Origin of the sequence: Magnetospirillum fulvum, from assembly GCF_900108475.1 — a bacterium.
In the GTDB taxonomy this organism is placed as follows: domain Bacteria; phylum Pseudomonadota; class Alphaproteobacteria; order Rhodospirillales; family Magnetospirillaceae; genus Phaeospirillum; species Phaeospirillum fulvum_A.
Genome location: NZ_FNWO01000007.1, coordinates 155,258 through 170,336, shown reverse-complemented (window position 1 = coordinate 170,336; position 15,079 = coordinate 155,258). Strand labels below are relative to the sequence as shown.

The following is a 15,079-nucleotide window of genomic DNA, read 5'->3' as shown; positions in this document are numbered from 1 at the left end:
TGATGCAGCGTGGTTCGATCGGTTCGGCATTGGGAATCCTCGCCCTGGCGTCTTTTCTGTGGGCCGCTCCGGCCGGGGCTGTGAGCATCGACGAGGCGATCGCCGAGGCCGCTCAGGCCTTCGCCGCCGGACGCGCCGCCGATGTCGCCCGACTGGACAGCGAGATTTCCCGCCTGCGCGAGGTGTATCCCCCCTGGGTCACCGAGAAGCAGGTGGAGGCTTCGGCGGTTCCGGCGGCCAAACAGCGGGCGGCGGCGCTGTGGAACCGGGTCCACCAGCAATCAATCCTTGCCGCCGGTGGGGGCGATCTGGCCAAGGCGCTGGACTCGGCGCGGCAGGCCGTGTCGTTGGCTCACGACAATCTGGGCGACGGACATTTCGCCACCATCATCAGCTATAGCGATCTGGCGGCGTTGCAGCATCTGGGCGGCGATGTCGATGCCGCCGAAGCCTCGTACCGTCAGGCGATCGCGTTGTCACGAGCGGCGCTGGGGGCCGGGCATCCCGAGACGCTGAAGCTGTCGCTGGCGCTGTCTCGCCTTTATCGCGATCAGGGTCGGCTGGAGGCAGCGTCGGCACGTCTGGCCGAGGCGGTGGCGGACGCGACCGGGGCGTTCGGGGCGGGCCATCCGCAGACGCTGGCACTGGCCTTTGCGCTGGCCAACGCCCGGCTCGATCAGGGCAAAGGCCGCGAGGCCGGGGCCGGGCTTGACGCGGTCTGCGCCGCCGCCGCCGCGACGTTCGGCGAGGTCCATCCCGATTTCGCCCGCTGTCTGGCTCTGCAAGGGGCGGTGAAGTATCGGCTGGGCGAGTACGCTCCCGCCGCCGCTTTGCTCGAGCGGGCGATTGCGATTCAGGCGGCGGCTCTTCCCGTGTCGGACCGTCAGGCGCTGGCGACCCGGCTTCAGGCTGCCTTGACCTATCACCGTCAGGGACGGCTGGCTGAGGCTAGATCGGCGCAGGACAGCGTGATCCGCGATGCCGCCGCCGCCGGAGACCAAGAGAGTGTGCTGGCGGCAAAGGGCGACCTTGCCGACGTTCTGGTCGATCTCGGCGAGGATGGCGTCGCCCTGGCGACGGCCCGCGAGGTGCTTGACGCCCAGACGGCGCGGCTGGGGCCGTCCCATCCCTCGACCTTGGCGGCGTTGTCGTCGCTGGCCAGCGTGCTGCGCCGTCAGGGCCATCTGCTCGAAGCGGAAAAGCAGTTCGACGAGGCGTTGCAGCGCTATCGCAAGGCGTTGGGCGACGACCATCCCGCCACCGTGGTCGCGGTCAACAATCTGGGCGAAATCTTGGAAAAGGAAGGGCGTTACGACCGTGCCGAGCCGGTATTGCGCACCGCGCTCGAGTCCAGTCGCCGGGCCTTTGGCGAGAACCACCCGGCGACGATGACGACGATGAACAATCTGGCCCTGCTTTATGAGAGCCAGGGATTGTTCGACAAGGCCGAGCCGCTTTATCAGGGCGTGATCGCGGTGTTTGCCCGCACGATCGGGCCGAAGCATCCCGACACCATCGCCAGCACCAACAACCTCGCCTATCTCTATATGTTAAAGGGCGAGCCGGACCGGGCGGCGGCGATGTTCCGCGAGGTTTATGAATCCTGGGCCAAGGCCTATGGTCCTCGTCACCAGAATACTTTGAAGGCGTTGAACAATCTGGCTCGCGCCCTCCACGCCCAAGGCAAGCTGAAAGAGGCCGAGGCCAGTTTCGACAAGGCCCTGGCGGCGCGGCGCGCCACACTGGGCGAACGCCATCTCGATACCCTGCGCTCGATGCACGATCTGGCCGCGCTGTATCGGACCACCAAACGGCTACCCCAGGCCGAGGCGCTGTTGAAGAAGACCCTGGAGGGCGACGAGGCAGTGCTGGGAGCCAGCCATCCCTATACCTTCGAGACGTTGAACAGTCTGGCGGCCGTGCAGGAGGAGCGGGGCGAGACTGCGGCAGCGTTCGAAACCCGTCGCCTGACCTTCCAACGTCGCACCGAATTCTTTGACCGGGTGTTGCCGGTGACCGGCGACAATGCGCGCGAGGGCTATGTCCGCCTGCATGCCCCGGAATATTCGGCCTATGTCGCCTTGCTGGCCCGGCAGAACGATGCCGCCGCCGCGCGGGCATTGCTGGAGGCCAGCCTCAACCGCAAAGGGGTGCTGCTGAAGATCGCGTCGGAAAGCCAGCAGATCGCGCGACTGGCCCGCGATCCCGAGCTTAACCGTCTGGCCGTCGAACTGACCGAAGTCCGCAAGCGGCTGGCGGCACTGACCCTGTCCGGCCCGACGGCGGAAACCCGCGACAATCATGTCGAAATCGTCAACGGGTTGGAGGATCGCGTCAACGAGCTTCAAGGGACGCTGGGTCGGGCCAGCCAGCGTTTCCGCCGCTCGGTCGCGGCGCTGTCGCTCGACGATCTGATCAAGGCGTTGCCGCCCGAAGCGGTGCTGGTCGATTATGTGATCTATGGAGACGACGGACGGCAGAAGCTGGCGGCGGCGGTGCTGCGCAAGGAGGGCGACCGGCCGGTCTTTGCTTTGGTCCGGTTCGACGATCCCGCTGTGATCGAGGCGGCGGTGACCAAGTACCGCACCGTGATCCAGGACGAGGAGGTCGAGATCGACGACCTGCTCGATGCGGGCGAGGCGGTGACCCGTGTGGTGTGGCAACCGCTCGAGGCGGCGTTGGGGGGGCGCCGGCAGGTTTACGTGGTGCCGGACGGAATCCTCAACATCCTGCCGTTCAGCGCCCTGGTGCAGAAGAACCGCAAATATCTGATCGAATCGGTCGATCTGCACCTGCTGACGTCCAGCCGGGATTTGCTGCCCAGCCCAATCGGGACAACGAAGGGCTATCTGATCAATGCCGGTCCCGATTACAACACCGAGGCGGTGGTCGGGCGGGACGTGCTGGAGCAGGCCCGGTCGCGTTCGGCCGGTGCCGCCGACCTTCAAATGTCGGTGCGGGGGATGTCCGGGCTGCGCGGCCTGCATTTCGACCCGTTGCCGGGAGCCGAGCGGGAAGGCCAGTTGATCCAGCGCACCGTCGAGGGCCAAGGCAAGCCGACGGTGATCCATTCCCGCGCCGACGCCCAGGAAAAGACCCTGCGCGATCTGGAGCAGCCGCCCGAAGTGCTTCACATCGCCACCCACGGCTTTTTCCTGAAACCCGACGACACCCTGCGCAAGCGCCTGCTCAAGCTCCAGCGCTCCAGCGATTTTCAGGTGCCGCCGCCCGGCGACAATCCGTTGCTGCGGGCCGGTCTGGCCTTTGCCGGGATCAATTCGAACGCCCAGGTGCTAGGCGAGATCGACACCGACAATGACGGGGTGTTGACCGCGCTTGAAGTGCTGGGGCTCGACCTCACCGGTACCCGCCTCGCCATCCTGTCCGCTTGCGAAACCGGCTTGGGCGAAATCCACGAAGGCGAGGGCGTTTATGGCCTGCGCCGTGCCTTCCAGGAGGCCGGGGTTCAGTCGGTGGTGTCCTCGCTGTGGGAGGTCAGCGATGCCGGAACCCAGACCCTGATGGCGGCTCTTTACAAACGCTTGCTGGCGGGCAAGAGTCCACATGACGCATTGCGCGAGGCTCAGTTGGAAATGCTCAGAACGCCCCAATGGAGCACGCCCTACATCTGGTCCGCCTTCTTCATGGTCGGTGGCTGATGCAGATCGGACGGCCGGAGCCTCTCTCGCGGTCCCCGGTCGCCGCCTCTCCCGGGGGGCGGATGCGTCTGGTGGCGGTGTCGCCCGGTATCAGTTGGGTCGAGGTGCCCGAGGCCGATCTGCGGGTGCTGTGCGGCTGTCCCGCCGACAGCGTCAAGCATCTGATCAAGCGCGGCCTGATCGTCGAGACCGAGCAAAGCGGGGTTTCGTTCGAGACCGGACCCAACGCAATCCTGCTCTCCGACGTCTCGCTTCAGAACGGGGCGTTCTGCAATCTGTCCGAATTCCCGATTCTTCAGATGCTGTACCGCCAGGGGATGATTCTTCCCGGTCATCCCAATTGTCGCGGTCGCAAGCCGCTGATCATCGGCTCGGCCCAGCAGGTCGATGCCCAGCTCGATTATGTGATGCGGGGCAATTACGGCCTGTTGTCGGTCGAGGAGATGGTCGAGGCCGGGGTGGCTCCCGATATCGCCCAGGAATGGATGCGGATGAAGCTCCGCTTTGCCTTTGGCGCGATCCGTCCGCCCCGCGATTTGGTCGAGACCTGCGTCGTCGGCGAGGGGGCGTCCGAACTGGCGGGCGGAGTGACGGTGCGGCGGATCGAGTTGAACGTGTTCGAATTCGCCTATCAGGGCGAGACGGTCACGGTCGATCTCAATCTCGGCTGCGGGCGGACCTATCAGACCCCCTATCACCTCGGTTACCACGATCTCGAACGCGGCTATTTCACCATTGTCCATTCCGGCGAGGGGGATGGCTGGGACGCCGAACGCGCCGCGATTTCAACGATTATGATGGTCCAGGGCAAGGTCTATCTGATCGATGCCGGTCCCAACATCCACGCCTCGCTCCAGGCGCTGGGGATCGGGGTTCAGGAAGTCGCGGGAATTTTCCATACCCATTGCCATGACGACCATTTCTGCGGACTGACCACCCTGTTTCGCGCCGATCACCGCATCAAATATTTCGCGGTGCCGCCGGTGCGGGCCTCGGTGGCGAAGAAGCTGGCGGCCTTGACCGGGGTCGATGAGGCGTCGTTCGGCGACTATTTCGAGGTCTGCGACCTGACCCTGGGGACGTGGAACGCGATCGAGGGGCTTGAGGTGCTGCCGCTATTCTCGCCTCATCCGGTTGAGACCTCGGTGTTCCATTTCCGCACCCCATGGGAAGACGCCTATCGCACCTATGCCCATCTGGCCGATATCGTCTCGCTCGACGTGCTGGGGCAGATGGTCGATGACGACGAGACTCACCACGGCATCAGCAGCGCTCTGTTCGAGCAGGTCCGCGCCGATTACCTGATCCCCGCCGACATCAAGAAGCTCGATATCGGGGGCGGGCTGATCCATGGCTCGGCCGAGGATTTCAGCGAGGATCGCTCGGGCAAGATTGTGTTGGCCCATACCGCGCTGCCGCTGACCCGCGCCCAAAAACGGATCGGGTCGGGCGCGCCGTTCGGTACCGTCGATGTCCTGATCCCCTCGCACCCCGAATCCCGCCCCAGCGTTGCCCGCGACACGCTGCTCGCCTACTTCCCCGGTGTGCCCGAGCATCAGATCCTCAGCCTGCTCAATCATCCGGTGGTCACGATCAATCCGGAAACCATTTTGCTGCGCGAGGGAGCCTCCTGCGAGGCGATCCATCTGGTATTGACCGGGCTGGTCGAGGTGATCGAGGCCGAAAGCGACGGCAACGCGATTCTGTCGGCCGGGGCGATGGTCGGAGAATCCTACGCCCTGTCCGGCAGCCCATCGCGGGAGACGTTCCGCGCCCTCAGTTTCGTCCGGGCGCTCCGCATTCCGGTGGCGCTCTATCGCACGTTCGTCGAGCGCAACCAGATGACCCGGCGAATCACCCGACTGGCCGAGTTGCGCGATTTCTTCACCCACACCTGGCTGTTCGGCGAGGGCCTGTCGAATTTGACTCAGGTCCGCCTGTCCGAGGCGTCGGCTTTCCTCTCTCTCGGCGATGGCGAGCCGTTCGCGCCGCACGGAAGCGACAGCTTGTATCTGATCCGTGGCGGGGCGCTGCTCCGGCATGGTGACGGCGGCGGATTGATCGAGCGGGCCGGACCGGGCGAGCCGTTCAATGAATCCGAGATTTTGTTCGGTCAGCCGTCTCTCGGGCGGCTGACCGCCGAGGGGGCCAGCGAACTTCTGTCGGTGCCGGGGGCGTTGGTGCGCGAGATTCCTGTGGCGCGGTGGAAGCTGCTGGAGCTACATCAGCGGCGGATGCGTACCTTTTCCCTGTTTGCCGAGGGGGTCTCCTGAACTCGTCCGCCTTTTTCGCCACCGCGAGCGTCGTGGCGTCGCTGCTGGTGTCTTCCTGCGCCTCGGTGGTCAACGGGCCATCGTCCGACGTGCGGATCGGCACCCGTCCCGAATCGGCCCGCTGCGTCTTGAGCGGGCAGGGCGGGTTCAGCCAGAGTGTCCAGTCTCCGGCCACGGTTTCGGTGCCACGAGACGCCGCCCCGGTCACCGTCGCCTGTACCGCTCCCGGCTATCGGCGCACCGTCGCGACCCTGACCGCGACCGCCGACGGCTGGGTGTGGGGCAATTCCGCCTTGATGGTGGTGACGGGTGGGGTCGCCCTGCTGGGGTTGGCGGTCGATGAGGCGGTGGGTTCGGTGTGGGAGTACGATCCCGATTTCACCCTGCCGCTCGATGAAGAGAAACGCCGCCCGCTGACGGTGCGCGAGCGCGGCACGGCGACCGAGTTGAAGCTGGGAGAGTAGCTCAAAGCCGATCCCCGTCGCCTCTTTCCACACTCCCGGCCTGATGCGTTAGGATGTGGGCGACTGGCGCTCGCGGACGAAGGGGGCGTAGCGCATGTCTTCGAGCAAGATATGGTCGATCAGCCAGGAATGAAGGTGGTCGCGCAGGCTGGCGATTGAGTCCGGGCCGGGGGCGATGATGCAGCCCGCGACCATCGTGCCCAGGCGGAGGGCAAAGCCGACATGGCTTTCGGCGTGGTCGGCGACGCCGGGATAGCCCAGCCGTTCCAGCATCTCCTCCTCGCGGCGGAAATGGTTTTCGGCATAATCGATCAGTGTGTCGATCACCTCGCCAAATCGTGCGGGATCAACGCCTTGCGACAACATCGTGTCAAGGTCGTTGATCAGTCGCACCAAGTTGCGATGGTCCCCATCGACCTCGGCGACCCCCGTTTCCAGGTTGCTGTCCCACTCTATCGTCATGGCCTTCATCGTTGCAGAGCGTGTGCGCCAAGTCAATCGGGCGGGCTTGACCGGCGTCAAGGCCGCCGTCGGACGGTTCGGGCACAGTGACGGAGACATCGGGCCAGGAAGGCTGGTTTCCGCTCATCAGGGAAGGGGATAGCTCATGTTCTGTTATCAATGCGAGCAGACCGCGCGCGGTACCGGTTGCACCGAGATCGGTGTCTGCGGCAAAAGTCCGGATGCCGCCGGGTTGCAGGATCTGCTGCTGGATGTCGCCAAGAGCTTGGCCCTCCGCCTGTCCGCTGTGCCGTCGGCGCAGCGCCCCGCCGACCGGAGCGAAATGATCGAGGCGGCGTTGTTCGCCACCGTTACCAACGTCAATTTCGACACCACTCGGCTGGAAATGCAGATTCGCGATCTTGCCGACGCGGCGGGACGCGGTCTTCCCTCCGACAGCGCCGGGTTGAATGCCCTGGCCGATCTGGTCGGCATCGCCGCCCGTCGCCGCGTCGATGGCGACGACATCACCGGTTTGCAGGAATTGCTGACCTATGGGCTGAAGGGGATGGCGGCCTATGCCCATCATGCCCGCCGTCTCGGCCACACCTCGGCCGCAGTCGATGATTTCACCATTGAGGCGCTGGCGGCGCTGGCGCGGGGCGAAACCGATATCGGTCGTCTGCTCGACCTCACCTTGCGCTGCGGCGAAGCCTCGGTCGCGGTGCTGGCGCTGCTCGATGCCGCCAATACCGGCACGTTCGGTCCCCAGACCCCCGGCGCGGTGCGAATGGGCCATGTCCCGGGCAAGGCGATCCTGGTCTCCGGCCACGATCTCGGCGATCTGAAAGCGCTGCTGGAACAGACCGAGGGGACTGGGATCAACATCTATACTCATGGCGAGATGTTGCCCGCCCACGCTTATCCCGAACTGCGCCGTCACACTCACCTTGCCGGTCATTTCGGCGGGGCGTGGATGTGGCAGCGGCGCGAGTTCGACACCTTCCCCGGCGCGATCCTGATGACGACCAACTGCATTCAGCGCCCGGCCGATAGCTATGCCGACCGTCTGTTCACCTGCGGCCCGGTGGCGTGGCCCGGTATCGCCCATGTCAGCGGCCAGGATTTTTCGGCGGTGATCGCGGCGGCGCTTGAAGCCCCGGGCTTTACGGACAGCGCCTCGACCGGCGAGCATCAGGTGGGCTTCGGTCACCATGCCGTGCTGGGGCTGGCCGACACCGTGGTTGGCGCGATCAAAAGCGGAGCGGTCAAGCATTTCGCGGTGATCGGCGGCTGCGACGGCACCGATACCGGGCGCTCTTATTACACCGATCTGGCGGCGGGTCTGCCGCAGGATTGGATCATCATGACGCTGGGCTGCGGTAAGTTCCGTCTGCTCGGTCATGATTACGGCCAGATCGGCCCGCTGCCGCGCCTGCTCGACATGGGCCAGTGCAACGATGCCTTCTCGGCGATCAAGGTGGCCCAGGCCCTGGCCGAGGTCTTCGGTTGCGGTATCAACGACTTGCCGCTCAATCTGATCCTGTCGTGGTACGAACAGAAAGCGGTGTGCGTGCTGTTGGCTCTGCTCCATCTCGGCGTCCGCAACATCCGGATCGGGCCGAGCCTGCCCGCCTTCGTTACTCCGGCGGTGCTTCAGGTGCTGGTCGATAAGTTCAACGTGATGCCGGTTGGCGGCGTCGCCGACGATCTGAAGGCGCTGACGGCGGCCTAAAGACCGGGACCAGGATTGGGGGCGGCCTTGCGCCCCCAATCCTTTAGGCCCGGACCTTGATCGGTTCGATGAAGGTGAAGATCCGGCGCAAATTGCGCAGCCGCTCCAACTGGGCCTCGGAAATCTGGCTGTTGGCGGCCAGGATCAGATGTCCGTTGGTCTGACGGATGTCGGACAGGATCGTCTGTCCCACCCGCAACGAAGACAGCGGAACCTCGATCACCGTCGCCGTTTCGGTTGAAAGGGTTTTTTCCAGCGCGATCCGGACCCCGGCCAGCAGGCGCGGGTCATAACGCTCGCGGTGGACCTCCAACGCAGCAAAGGCGGTGCGGGTCAGCGGCCCTCCCTCGGTGGCCAGGGCAAGATCCTTCAACACCCGCAGCAGCCGGGCATCGAACGGGATCGCATCGCCGGACGGGCCGTCGGCGGGAAAGCCGCTGCCATCAAAGCCCTTGTCCTGGTAATAGAGAATCTCCGCCACCTTTTCCAGGCGGGGGATGTTTGACAGCAGGTTGCGCGCCGCCTCGGGGGCGCGTTCGACAATCTGGCGTTCGATGTCGGTCAGGGTTTCGCCCGCACGCAAGCGGGCGACGATCTCGGTCGGGACCGCCACCTGACCGATCCCGATCAGGGTCGCGGCGATTTCGAGCTGCCAGCGGGTCGGCATCCGCATCTCGACCGCCAGCAGCCGCACCCATTCGCGCAGCCGCACCGCCAATTGGTGGCCGACCGGATCGTTCATCGACACCAGATCAACCAGCAGCTTCAGGCTGCCGCTCAGGGTCTTTTCCAGCAGGTCGCGTTCGGCGGTGACCAGGCGGTATTGCTCGATCCCGGCCTGGATTCCCTCGCGCAGCAGATCGGGCGGGCAGGGTTTGGTATAAAAACGCAGGATCGCGCCGTGATTGACCGCGTCGATCGCGGTGGTCTGGTCGGCATTGCCGGTCAGCATCATCCGTACCGTGTCGGGGGCCAGGGCACGGATTGCCTTTAACGTTTCGATCCCGTCCAAATCGGGCATCCGCATGTCCGAGATCACCACGGCAAAGGGCGGCCCGGTGCGGACGGCCTCGACCCCGGCCTTGCCTCCCGGAGCGGTGACCAGATCGAATTCCTCGTCGAACAGGCGGCGCAGGCCGGAGAGAAGGTGAGGATCGTCGTCGATCAGCAAAACCCGTTCGGCCATGGTTATTCCCCGCTGCGGTCCAGCCCAGCCAACGCACGCCACAAGGGAACGTGGCCGTCGTGTCTGGCCTCGATAAGATACGTCATGTCGAGATCGCGGTCGATCCGGCTGCCGGGGGGAAGCAGTGGTGAGGGCGGCCCCAGCACATGGGCGGCGTGCAGCGCGGTCAGGGCCAGATTGTCGCGGCCGGGGCAGGCAGAGGGGGCGCAATGATAGACCAGCGCCTCGACCACGGGATCGGAGAACCCCCACAGCCCCAGCAGATAGCCGCCAATCGCGGCGTGACCGGCACCAAAGCGGGCGGTCTCGGCCTGTTGCAGCGTTTGCCCCGGCTTCAGATCGGCCAGCATCGTCTGATAGGCGGTGGGGTGGGCGTCGAGCAGCACGACACTCCCGATATTGGCCAGCATCGCGGCGATCTGGGCCGATTTGACGGTGGCGACGTCGCCCCCTTCGCTGGCGGCGATCCGCTCGGCCAAGACCGAGAGGGCGAGGCAGTGTTCGGTCAGGGCTTCCAGCAGGGGGGCAAGCTCGGGCTTGCCCGCGAACTGGCGGAACAGCCCGGCATGGAGCACCAGCGCCTGGATTACCTCGATCCCCAGCAATCGGACCGCTTGAAACGGGGTGGAAACCGACCCGGCAGACGAAAAATAGGCCGAGTTGGTCACCTTCAGCACTTCGGCGGTCATCGCCATGTCCTGGGCGATGATATCGGCGATGCTCTTGGCCGAACAATCCGGCGAGATCAACTCGGCCTGAAGGCGTCCGTAAATCTCGGTCAGGCTGGGCAGATTGGTCAGCCCGGCCAGGGTGGCATGCAGGGCGGGGGTATCGAGCAGCGAGCGCAGCGAGATTTGACGGGCCAGGGCGCGCAGCAGCGTTTCGGCATCGCACGGTTTGGCGAGATAGATGTGGGCCGGGCCGACCGTCCGCAGCACCGCGTCGGAATCGGCATAGCCCGACAAAATCACCCGGATCGTCGCCGGATTGAGATCGCGGACATGACCGAGCAGGGTGGCCCCGTCCATTCCCGGCATTCGCATGTCCGACACAACGACGTCGAACGGCTGGCGACGGATTTCGGCCAGAGCTTCCTCGCCCGAGGAGAAGAACGCCATCTCCCACGTCTCTTCCTGATCGGTCATCGCCCGGCGGATGCCGCGCAAGATGTGCGACTCGTCATCGACAAAGGCGATCCGCGCCGGTGTCGTCATGCCGCGCTGTCCTCGACGACGGTTGTCCCGGCGAGCGGCAGGCGGATTGTGAAGACAGCGCCTTGGCCCGGTTCGCCCCCCGCTTCGATCGTGCCGCCATGCTTGACCGTCACGACGTCGCGGCAGATCGCCAGACCCTGGCCGGTGCCCTTGCCCACCGGCTTGGTGGTGAAGAACGGATCGAACAAGCGGTCGCGGATCGCAGGCGGAATGCCGGTTCCGGTGTCGGCGACGCTGATCTCAACCCAATCGCCATCGCGCCGGGTCGAGATTGTGATCGTGCCCGGCAACGGCTTGCCCGCGCTTTCGATCGCCTGGGCGGCGTTGAGAATAAGGTTGAGGAACACCTGATTGATCTCGCCGGTGTGACAATTGACCGGGGGAAGGTCGGTGTCGAAATTACGTTTAATTTCAGCAACATGCTTCCAGTTGTTGCGGCAGACTGTCAGCGTGCTTTCCAGGGCGCGGTTGATGTCGGTGGCGGTCTTGGCCGAGGTGCCGGGGTGAGAAAATTCCTTCATCGACAGGACGATGCGGCCAATCTGCCCGACTCCGTCCAGTGATTCGGCGACCGCATCGGGCAATTCGGTCAGCAGGCGACCGATCTTGACGCGCGCTGCGGTTTCCTCGAACCGCCCCGCCGCTGCGGCGAGATCGGGGGTGGCGGCAGCCTGGACCGCCAGATCGCGCCCCGCCTCGACCACGCTTTTCAATTTGGTCAAGGCACCGTCGAGATAGCGCAGATTGTCGCCGATATACTGGATCGGGGTATTGATTTCGTGGGCGATCCCGGCGGCAAGCTGGCCGATGCTGGCCAGCCGGGCCGATTGCATCGTTTCGTGCTGGGCCAGTTTCAGCACCCCGATATCGCGGAAGGACAAGATCACCCCGCGTCCGATTTCGTCGTCGATCAACGGCGCACAGGAATAGGCCACCGCCAGGGGGCGGCCGCTGGTCAGGATAAAGCGGGCGTCGTTGTCCGAGGGTGCGGTGCCGCCATCCAGCATCTTGCGGAAGGGCGATTGGGCGAAATCGACCGCGCCTGCGGCGGTATCCAGCCGCATGAACGTATCCAGTGGATAGCCCTCGATATCGGTGATGTCGCCGCATTCCAGCAATTGCCGTGCCGATGGATTGGCGAAAACAAGCTGTCCATGCCGGTCGGTGACCACCACGCCTTCGACCAGACTGTCGGTGATGCCCTTCATCCGCTCGCGCGACGAGCGCAAGGCGGCCTCGGTTCTGGCCCGGATATCGACGGCGCGGACCAGTTCGGCGGTGCGCTCGGCGACCTGGCGTTCCAGTTCCTTTTGCTGGTTGGCCAGGGTCCATTCGTAATGCAGGCGAAGGGTAGCATCGCGGACCAGCAGCACCGCGCCGCCGATCTCGCCTGCTTCGACAATCGGTCCGACATAATAATCAATCGGCAGCGGTTGCGAATTGCCACGCGTGACGATCTGGCCGCGTCCGGTCTCGGCGCGGCCGTCGCGGCAGGCGGTGACGATGCCAGGGGCGGCGGCGGTCTGATTTTCGGGTGCGGTGTCGCCTAACAACTCGATCAGTGCGGTTCCGATCATCCGCTCGTCCGAATAATCCAGCAGCGCCGCAGCGGCCGGATTGGCAAAGGTGACCCGTCCGTCACGATCAAGCCCCAAGATTCCTTCGCCCGCCGCCCCCAGGATCAGGGCATAGCGCCGCCGCAGGATGTCTAACTCGACCTCGCGGCGTTTCAGTTCGGTGATGTCGGTACGGACCGAGACAACTCCGCCTTCCCGGGTGGAGAATTCGCGGCTTTGGAACCAGTGGCCGTCATGGGTCTGGACAATGAAGACCTCGCCATTGGCGTCACGATGGCGGCGGATACGATCATCGATCCAGGTGTCGAAATCCCGTCCGCCGATATTGAACAGGCGGTGATCGTAGGCATAGGTAATGATATCGCGAAAGGTAACGTCGCCGTCCGCCGTTTCCTGGTCGATCCGTAACAGGCCGCGATAGGCCGCATTGCTGATCACCAGATGATCATTGACGTCATAAACTGCGATGGCGTCGGCCAAACTCTCCAGCGCATCAACCAATTGCTGTTGGGCGCGCTGGGCGCGGAATTCGGCCAGGGCCTCGCGGGTGATGTCGGCGCCTACGCCGCGATAGCCGGTGAACCGGCCATCGGCATCGAACACCGGGGTACCGCTGACCCGCACGGTGCGGAAGTCCTTGCCGCCCGGTGGGCCGATATTGATCGTCAGATCGCGGAAGGGGGCGCGTTCGGCCAGATCGTGGCGGTATTGATCGGCCATCTCGGGCAAATCGTTCAGGCCGAGATCGAACCAGGTCAGACCGACCACCGCCGCCGGGGTCACCCCCAACACCGAGGCGATCAGTTCGGAGGCATAGGTCAGCCGACCCTGGTCGTCGCTTTCCCAGAACCAGTCCGAGGCCGAGGCGGCCAGATCGCGGAAGCGGGCTTCACTGGCCCGCAATTCGGCTTCGACCTCCTCGCGGCGGCGGATCGCGATGGTCAGGTCCTGGACCCGCTCGTGGACGGCGCGCGACATCGCGTTGAAGGCGCGGCCCAGACGGCCGATGTCATCGTCTCCCTCGGCCATTTCGACCGAGCCGTAATCGCCTTGTCCGACCGCCTCGCTCATCCGGGCAAAGGCGGTGAGATGGCGGGTCAGCCAGATGCCGATCGCGGTCAGCAGCGCCGCCGACAGAGCAATCTCAGCGGCGGCGATCGCCAGACTTTGCGAAAACTGGGTGTGCAGCGCCGCGACCTGCTCATCAAGGTTCAGCCCGAATTGCAGCCGCCCCAGATCCTGTCCCAGCAGACCGACCGGAGCGCCGACGTCGAATCGGTGGATTCCCGGAGCCTTCTCGTTAAACGAGAGGCGGGACTCCACCACGGGCAGTGGAGTGATCTTGTCCCATCCGCTGATGGCGATGACCCGGCCCCGGGCGTCCTCGACCGCCAGATAATCAAGCGCGTTTGAAACCCGGCTTTCGTCAAGGATCGCCTGAACGGTGGCGTGGTCGCGCTGAGCCAGCGGGGTGATCAGCGCCGCCTGGAGCACCGGCACCAACTGTTCCGCCTGGGACTCGGCCTGGGTTTCCAGACTGACGGACAACACCCGCAATCCGTTGCCGACCATCAAAGTCAGCATCACCGTTTCGACCAGAATCGCGGCGATCAGCAACCGGGCGCGGACAGTGCGGATATGGAACGGCCAGATCATGGGGCAGCCTCGCGCAGCAGGGTGCGGACTTCCTGGGCGAAGGGATCCATTGCCGCCAGATCCTGATGTGTCACCGGGCGGTAGCCAGAGAGAGCTGTACTGTTGAAATAATTCTTGCCTGCCGCAGAGGCGGCAAAGGCTTTCAGCGCGGCGAGGATGGCCGGTCGTTGCTCGGCCAAGGCACCGTTCAGCATGTAGACCCGGCCCAGCATCGGCTCGGAGCGGGCGAGAATGCGCAACTTTGCCTGAACGTCGGGGGCTAGGTTCTGGAACACGGCGGTGGACATGAAGCCGGCGGCAGCTTCGTCGGCCAGCAGCAATTGCGCCATGCTGTCGGCGGCGCTGACATAGCGGGTCTGAATCACGGCGATGCCGTGATCGGCGACCCAGTGGCGTCCCCACTGCGTCACCAGCGAGGTCGGACTGAGGCCGATTATCGTTTTGCCGGTCAAATCCGCGGGCTGCCTGATCGTGGATTGTGCCCCCACCACTACGACGGCGCGGAACTCGGCTTCGTAGGTGACGAGCGGCAGGTAGTCCGCATCCTGCTGCAAGAGCCGGGCCTGATGCCCGGTGGTGATCGCGATGTCATAGTCGTGGGCGAGGGCGCGGCGGACGAACGAAGTGAAATCGGGCGCGGTCTGAATCTCGACCTTGCGGCCCAGTTCGGTCTCCAGCCGTTCGCGCAGGGGCTGGTACATTTCCAGCACGACGCGGGCGCTGGTGTGGGGAACCACGCCGATCCGCAGCGTGTCCTCGGCCCGGCTGGCGGTCGAGGGCAGGATCGCCGTCGCCACCATCGCCGCCATGAGTCCCATCAACGTTCGTCTGCGCATTGTCGGCTCCCCCGTAAGGGTGTTTCCGACTAAAGATA

The 15,079-nt window shown here is 64.9% G+C and carries 9 protein-coding genes; 4 read left to right on the top strand and 5 right to left on the bottom strand.

Annotated features, from left to right (window positions below):
* Nucleotides 1–2: 2 nt before the first annotated feature.
* From BLW40_RS10290 to BLW40_RS10280, 3 genes are read left to right on the top strand one after another with little or no spacing between them, the layout of a single operon-like run.
* On the top strand, nucleotides 3–3,659 hold the full coding sequence (locus BLW40_RS10290) for a CHAT domain-containing protein (RefSeq protein ID WP_074768215.1): 3,657 nt from the start codon (nucleotides 3–5) through the stop codon (nucleotides 3,657–3,659).
* Complete coding sequence (locus BLW40_RS10285; protein ID WP_244511129.1) at nucleotides 3,611–5,932, top strand: cyclic nucleotide-binding domain-containing protein; 2,322 nt, start codon at nucleotides 3,611–3,613, stop codon at nucleotides 5,930–5,932. Before BLW40_RS10290 ends, BLW40_RS10285 begins: the two co-directional genes overlap by 49 nt.
* 32 nt (nucleotides 5,933–5,964) lie before the next feature.
* On the top strand, nucleotides 5,965–6,396 hold the full coding sequence (locus BLW40_RS10280; protein WP_139305558.1) for a hypothetical protein: 432 nt from the start codon (nucleotides 5,965–5,967) through the stop codon (nucleotides 6,394–6,396).
* A gap of 48 nt (nucleotides 6,397–6,444) precedes the next feature.
* Here the strand turns inward: BLW40_RS10280 and BLW40_RS10275 are convergent, their stop codons facing one another.
* Nucleotides 6,445–6,858, bottom strand: coding sequence for a bacteriohemerythrin (locus BLW40_RS10275; RefSeq protein WP_170834555.1), 414 nt, complete (start codon nucleotides 6,856–6,858; stop codon nucleotides 6,445–6,447).
* A gap of 145 nt (nucleotides 6,859–7,003) precedes the next feature.
* Between BLW40_RS10275 and hcp the strand changes: the two genes are divergently transcribed.
* The gene (gene hcp / locus BLW40_RS10270; protein WP_074768211.1) at nucleotides 7,004–8,572 is read left to right on the top strand and encodes a hydroxylamine reductase; all 1,569 of its coding nucleotides are present in this window, start codon (nucleotides 7,004–7,006) and stop codon (nucleotides 8,570–8,572) included.
* Nucleotides 8,573–8,615: 43 nt separating this feature from the next.
* On the opposite strand, the gene BLW40_RS10265 is transcribed toward hcp, so the two are convergent.
* The 4 genes from BLW40_RS10265 to BLW40_RS10250 are packed head-to-tail and all read right to left on the bottom strand — an operon-like array spanning nucleotide 8,616 to nucleotide 15,041.
* Nucleotides 8,616–9,758, bottom strand: coding sequence for an HD domain-containing phosphohydrolase (locus BLW40_RS10265; protein WP_074768209.1), 1,143 nt, complete (start codon nucleotides 9,756–9,758; stop codon nucleotides 8,616–8,618).
* A 2-nt stretch (nucleotides 9,759–9,760) separates the two neighbouring features.
* Nucleotides 9,761–10,972, bottom strand: coding sequence for a response regulator (locus tag BLW40_RS10260; RefSeq protein ID WP_074768207.1), 1,212 nt, complete (start codon nucleotides 10,970–10,972; stop codon nucleotides 9,761–9,763).
* Nucleotides 10,969–14,205, bottom strand: coding sequence for a PAS domain S-box protein (locus tag BLW40_RS10255; RefSeq protein WP_074768205.1), 3,237 nt, complete (start codon nucleotides 14,203–14,205; stop codon nucleotides 10,969–10,971). Before BLW40_RS10255 ends, BLW40_RS10260 begins: the two co-directional genes overlap by 4 nt.
* Nucleotides 14,202–15,041: a phosphate/phosphite/phosphonate ABC transporter substrate-binding protein gene (locus BLW40_RS10250; protein WP_074768203.1), complete on the bottom strand. Its 840-nt coding sequence runs from the start codon at nucleotides 15,039–15,041 to the stop codon at nucleotides 14,202–14,204. Before BLW40_RS10250 ends, BLW40_RS10255 begins: the two co-directional genes overlap by 4 nt.
* Nucleotides 15,042–15,079 lie beyond the last annotated feature (38 nt).

What these genes read in the sequence shown, in the direction of transcription:
- BLW40_RS10290 (WP_074768215.1), top strand. Translation starts at nt 3, where the DNA reads ATGCAGCGTGGTTCGATCGGTTCGGCATTGGGAATCCTCGCCCTGGCG.
- BLW40_RS10285 (WP_244511129.1), top strand. Translation starts at nt 3,611, where the DNA reads ATGGAGCACGCCCTACATCTGGTCCGCCTTCTTCATGGTCGGTGGCTG.
- BLW40_RS10275 (WP_170834555.1), bottom strand. Translation starts at nt 6,858, where the DNA reads ATGACGATAGAGTGGGACAGCAACCTGGAAACGGGGGTCGCCGAGGTC.
- hcp (WP_074768211.1), top strand. Translation starts at nt 7,004, where the DNA reads ATGTTCTGTTATCAATGCGAGCAGACCGCGCGCGGTACCGGTTGCACC.
- BLW40_RS10265 (WP_074768209.1), bottom strand. Translation starts at nt 9,758, where the DNA reads ATGGCCGAACGGGTTTTGCTGATCGACGACGATCCTCACCTTCTCTCC.
- BLW40_RS10260 (WP_074768207.1), bottom strand. Translation starts at nt 10,972, where the DNA reads ATGACGACACCGGCGCGGATCGCCTTTGTCGATGACGAGTCGCACATC.
- BLW40_RS10255 (WP_074768205.1), bottom strand. Translation starts at nt 14,205, where the DNA reads ATGATCTGGCCGTTCCATATCCGCACTGTCCGCGCCCGGTTGCTGATC.
- BLW40_RS10250 (WP_074768203.1), bottom strand. Translation starts at nt 15,041, where the DNA reads ATGCGCAGACGAACGTTGATGGGACTCATGGCGGCGATGGTGGCGACG.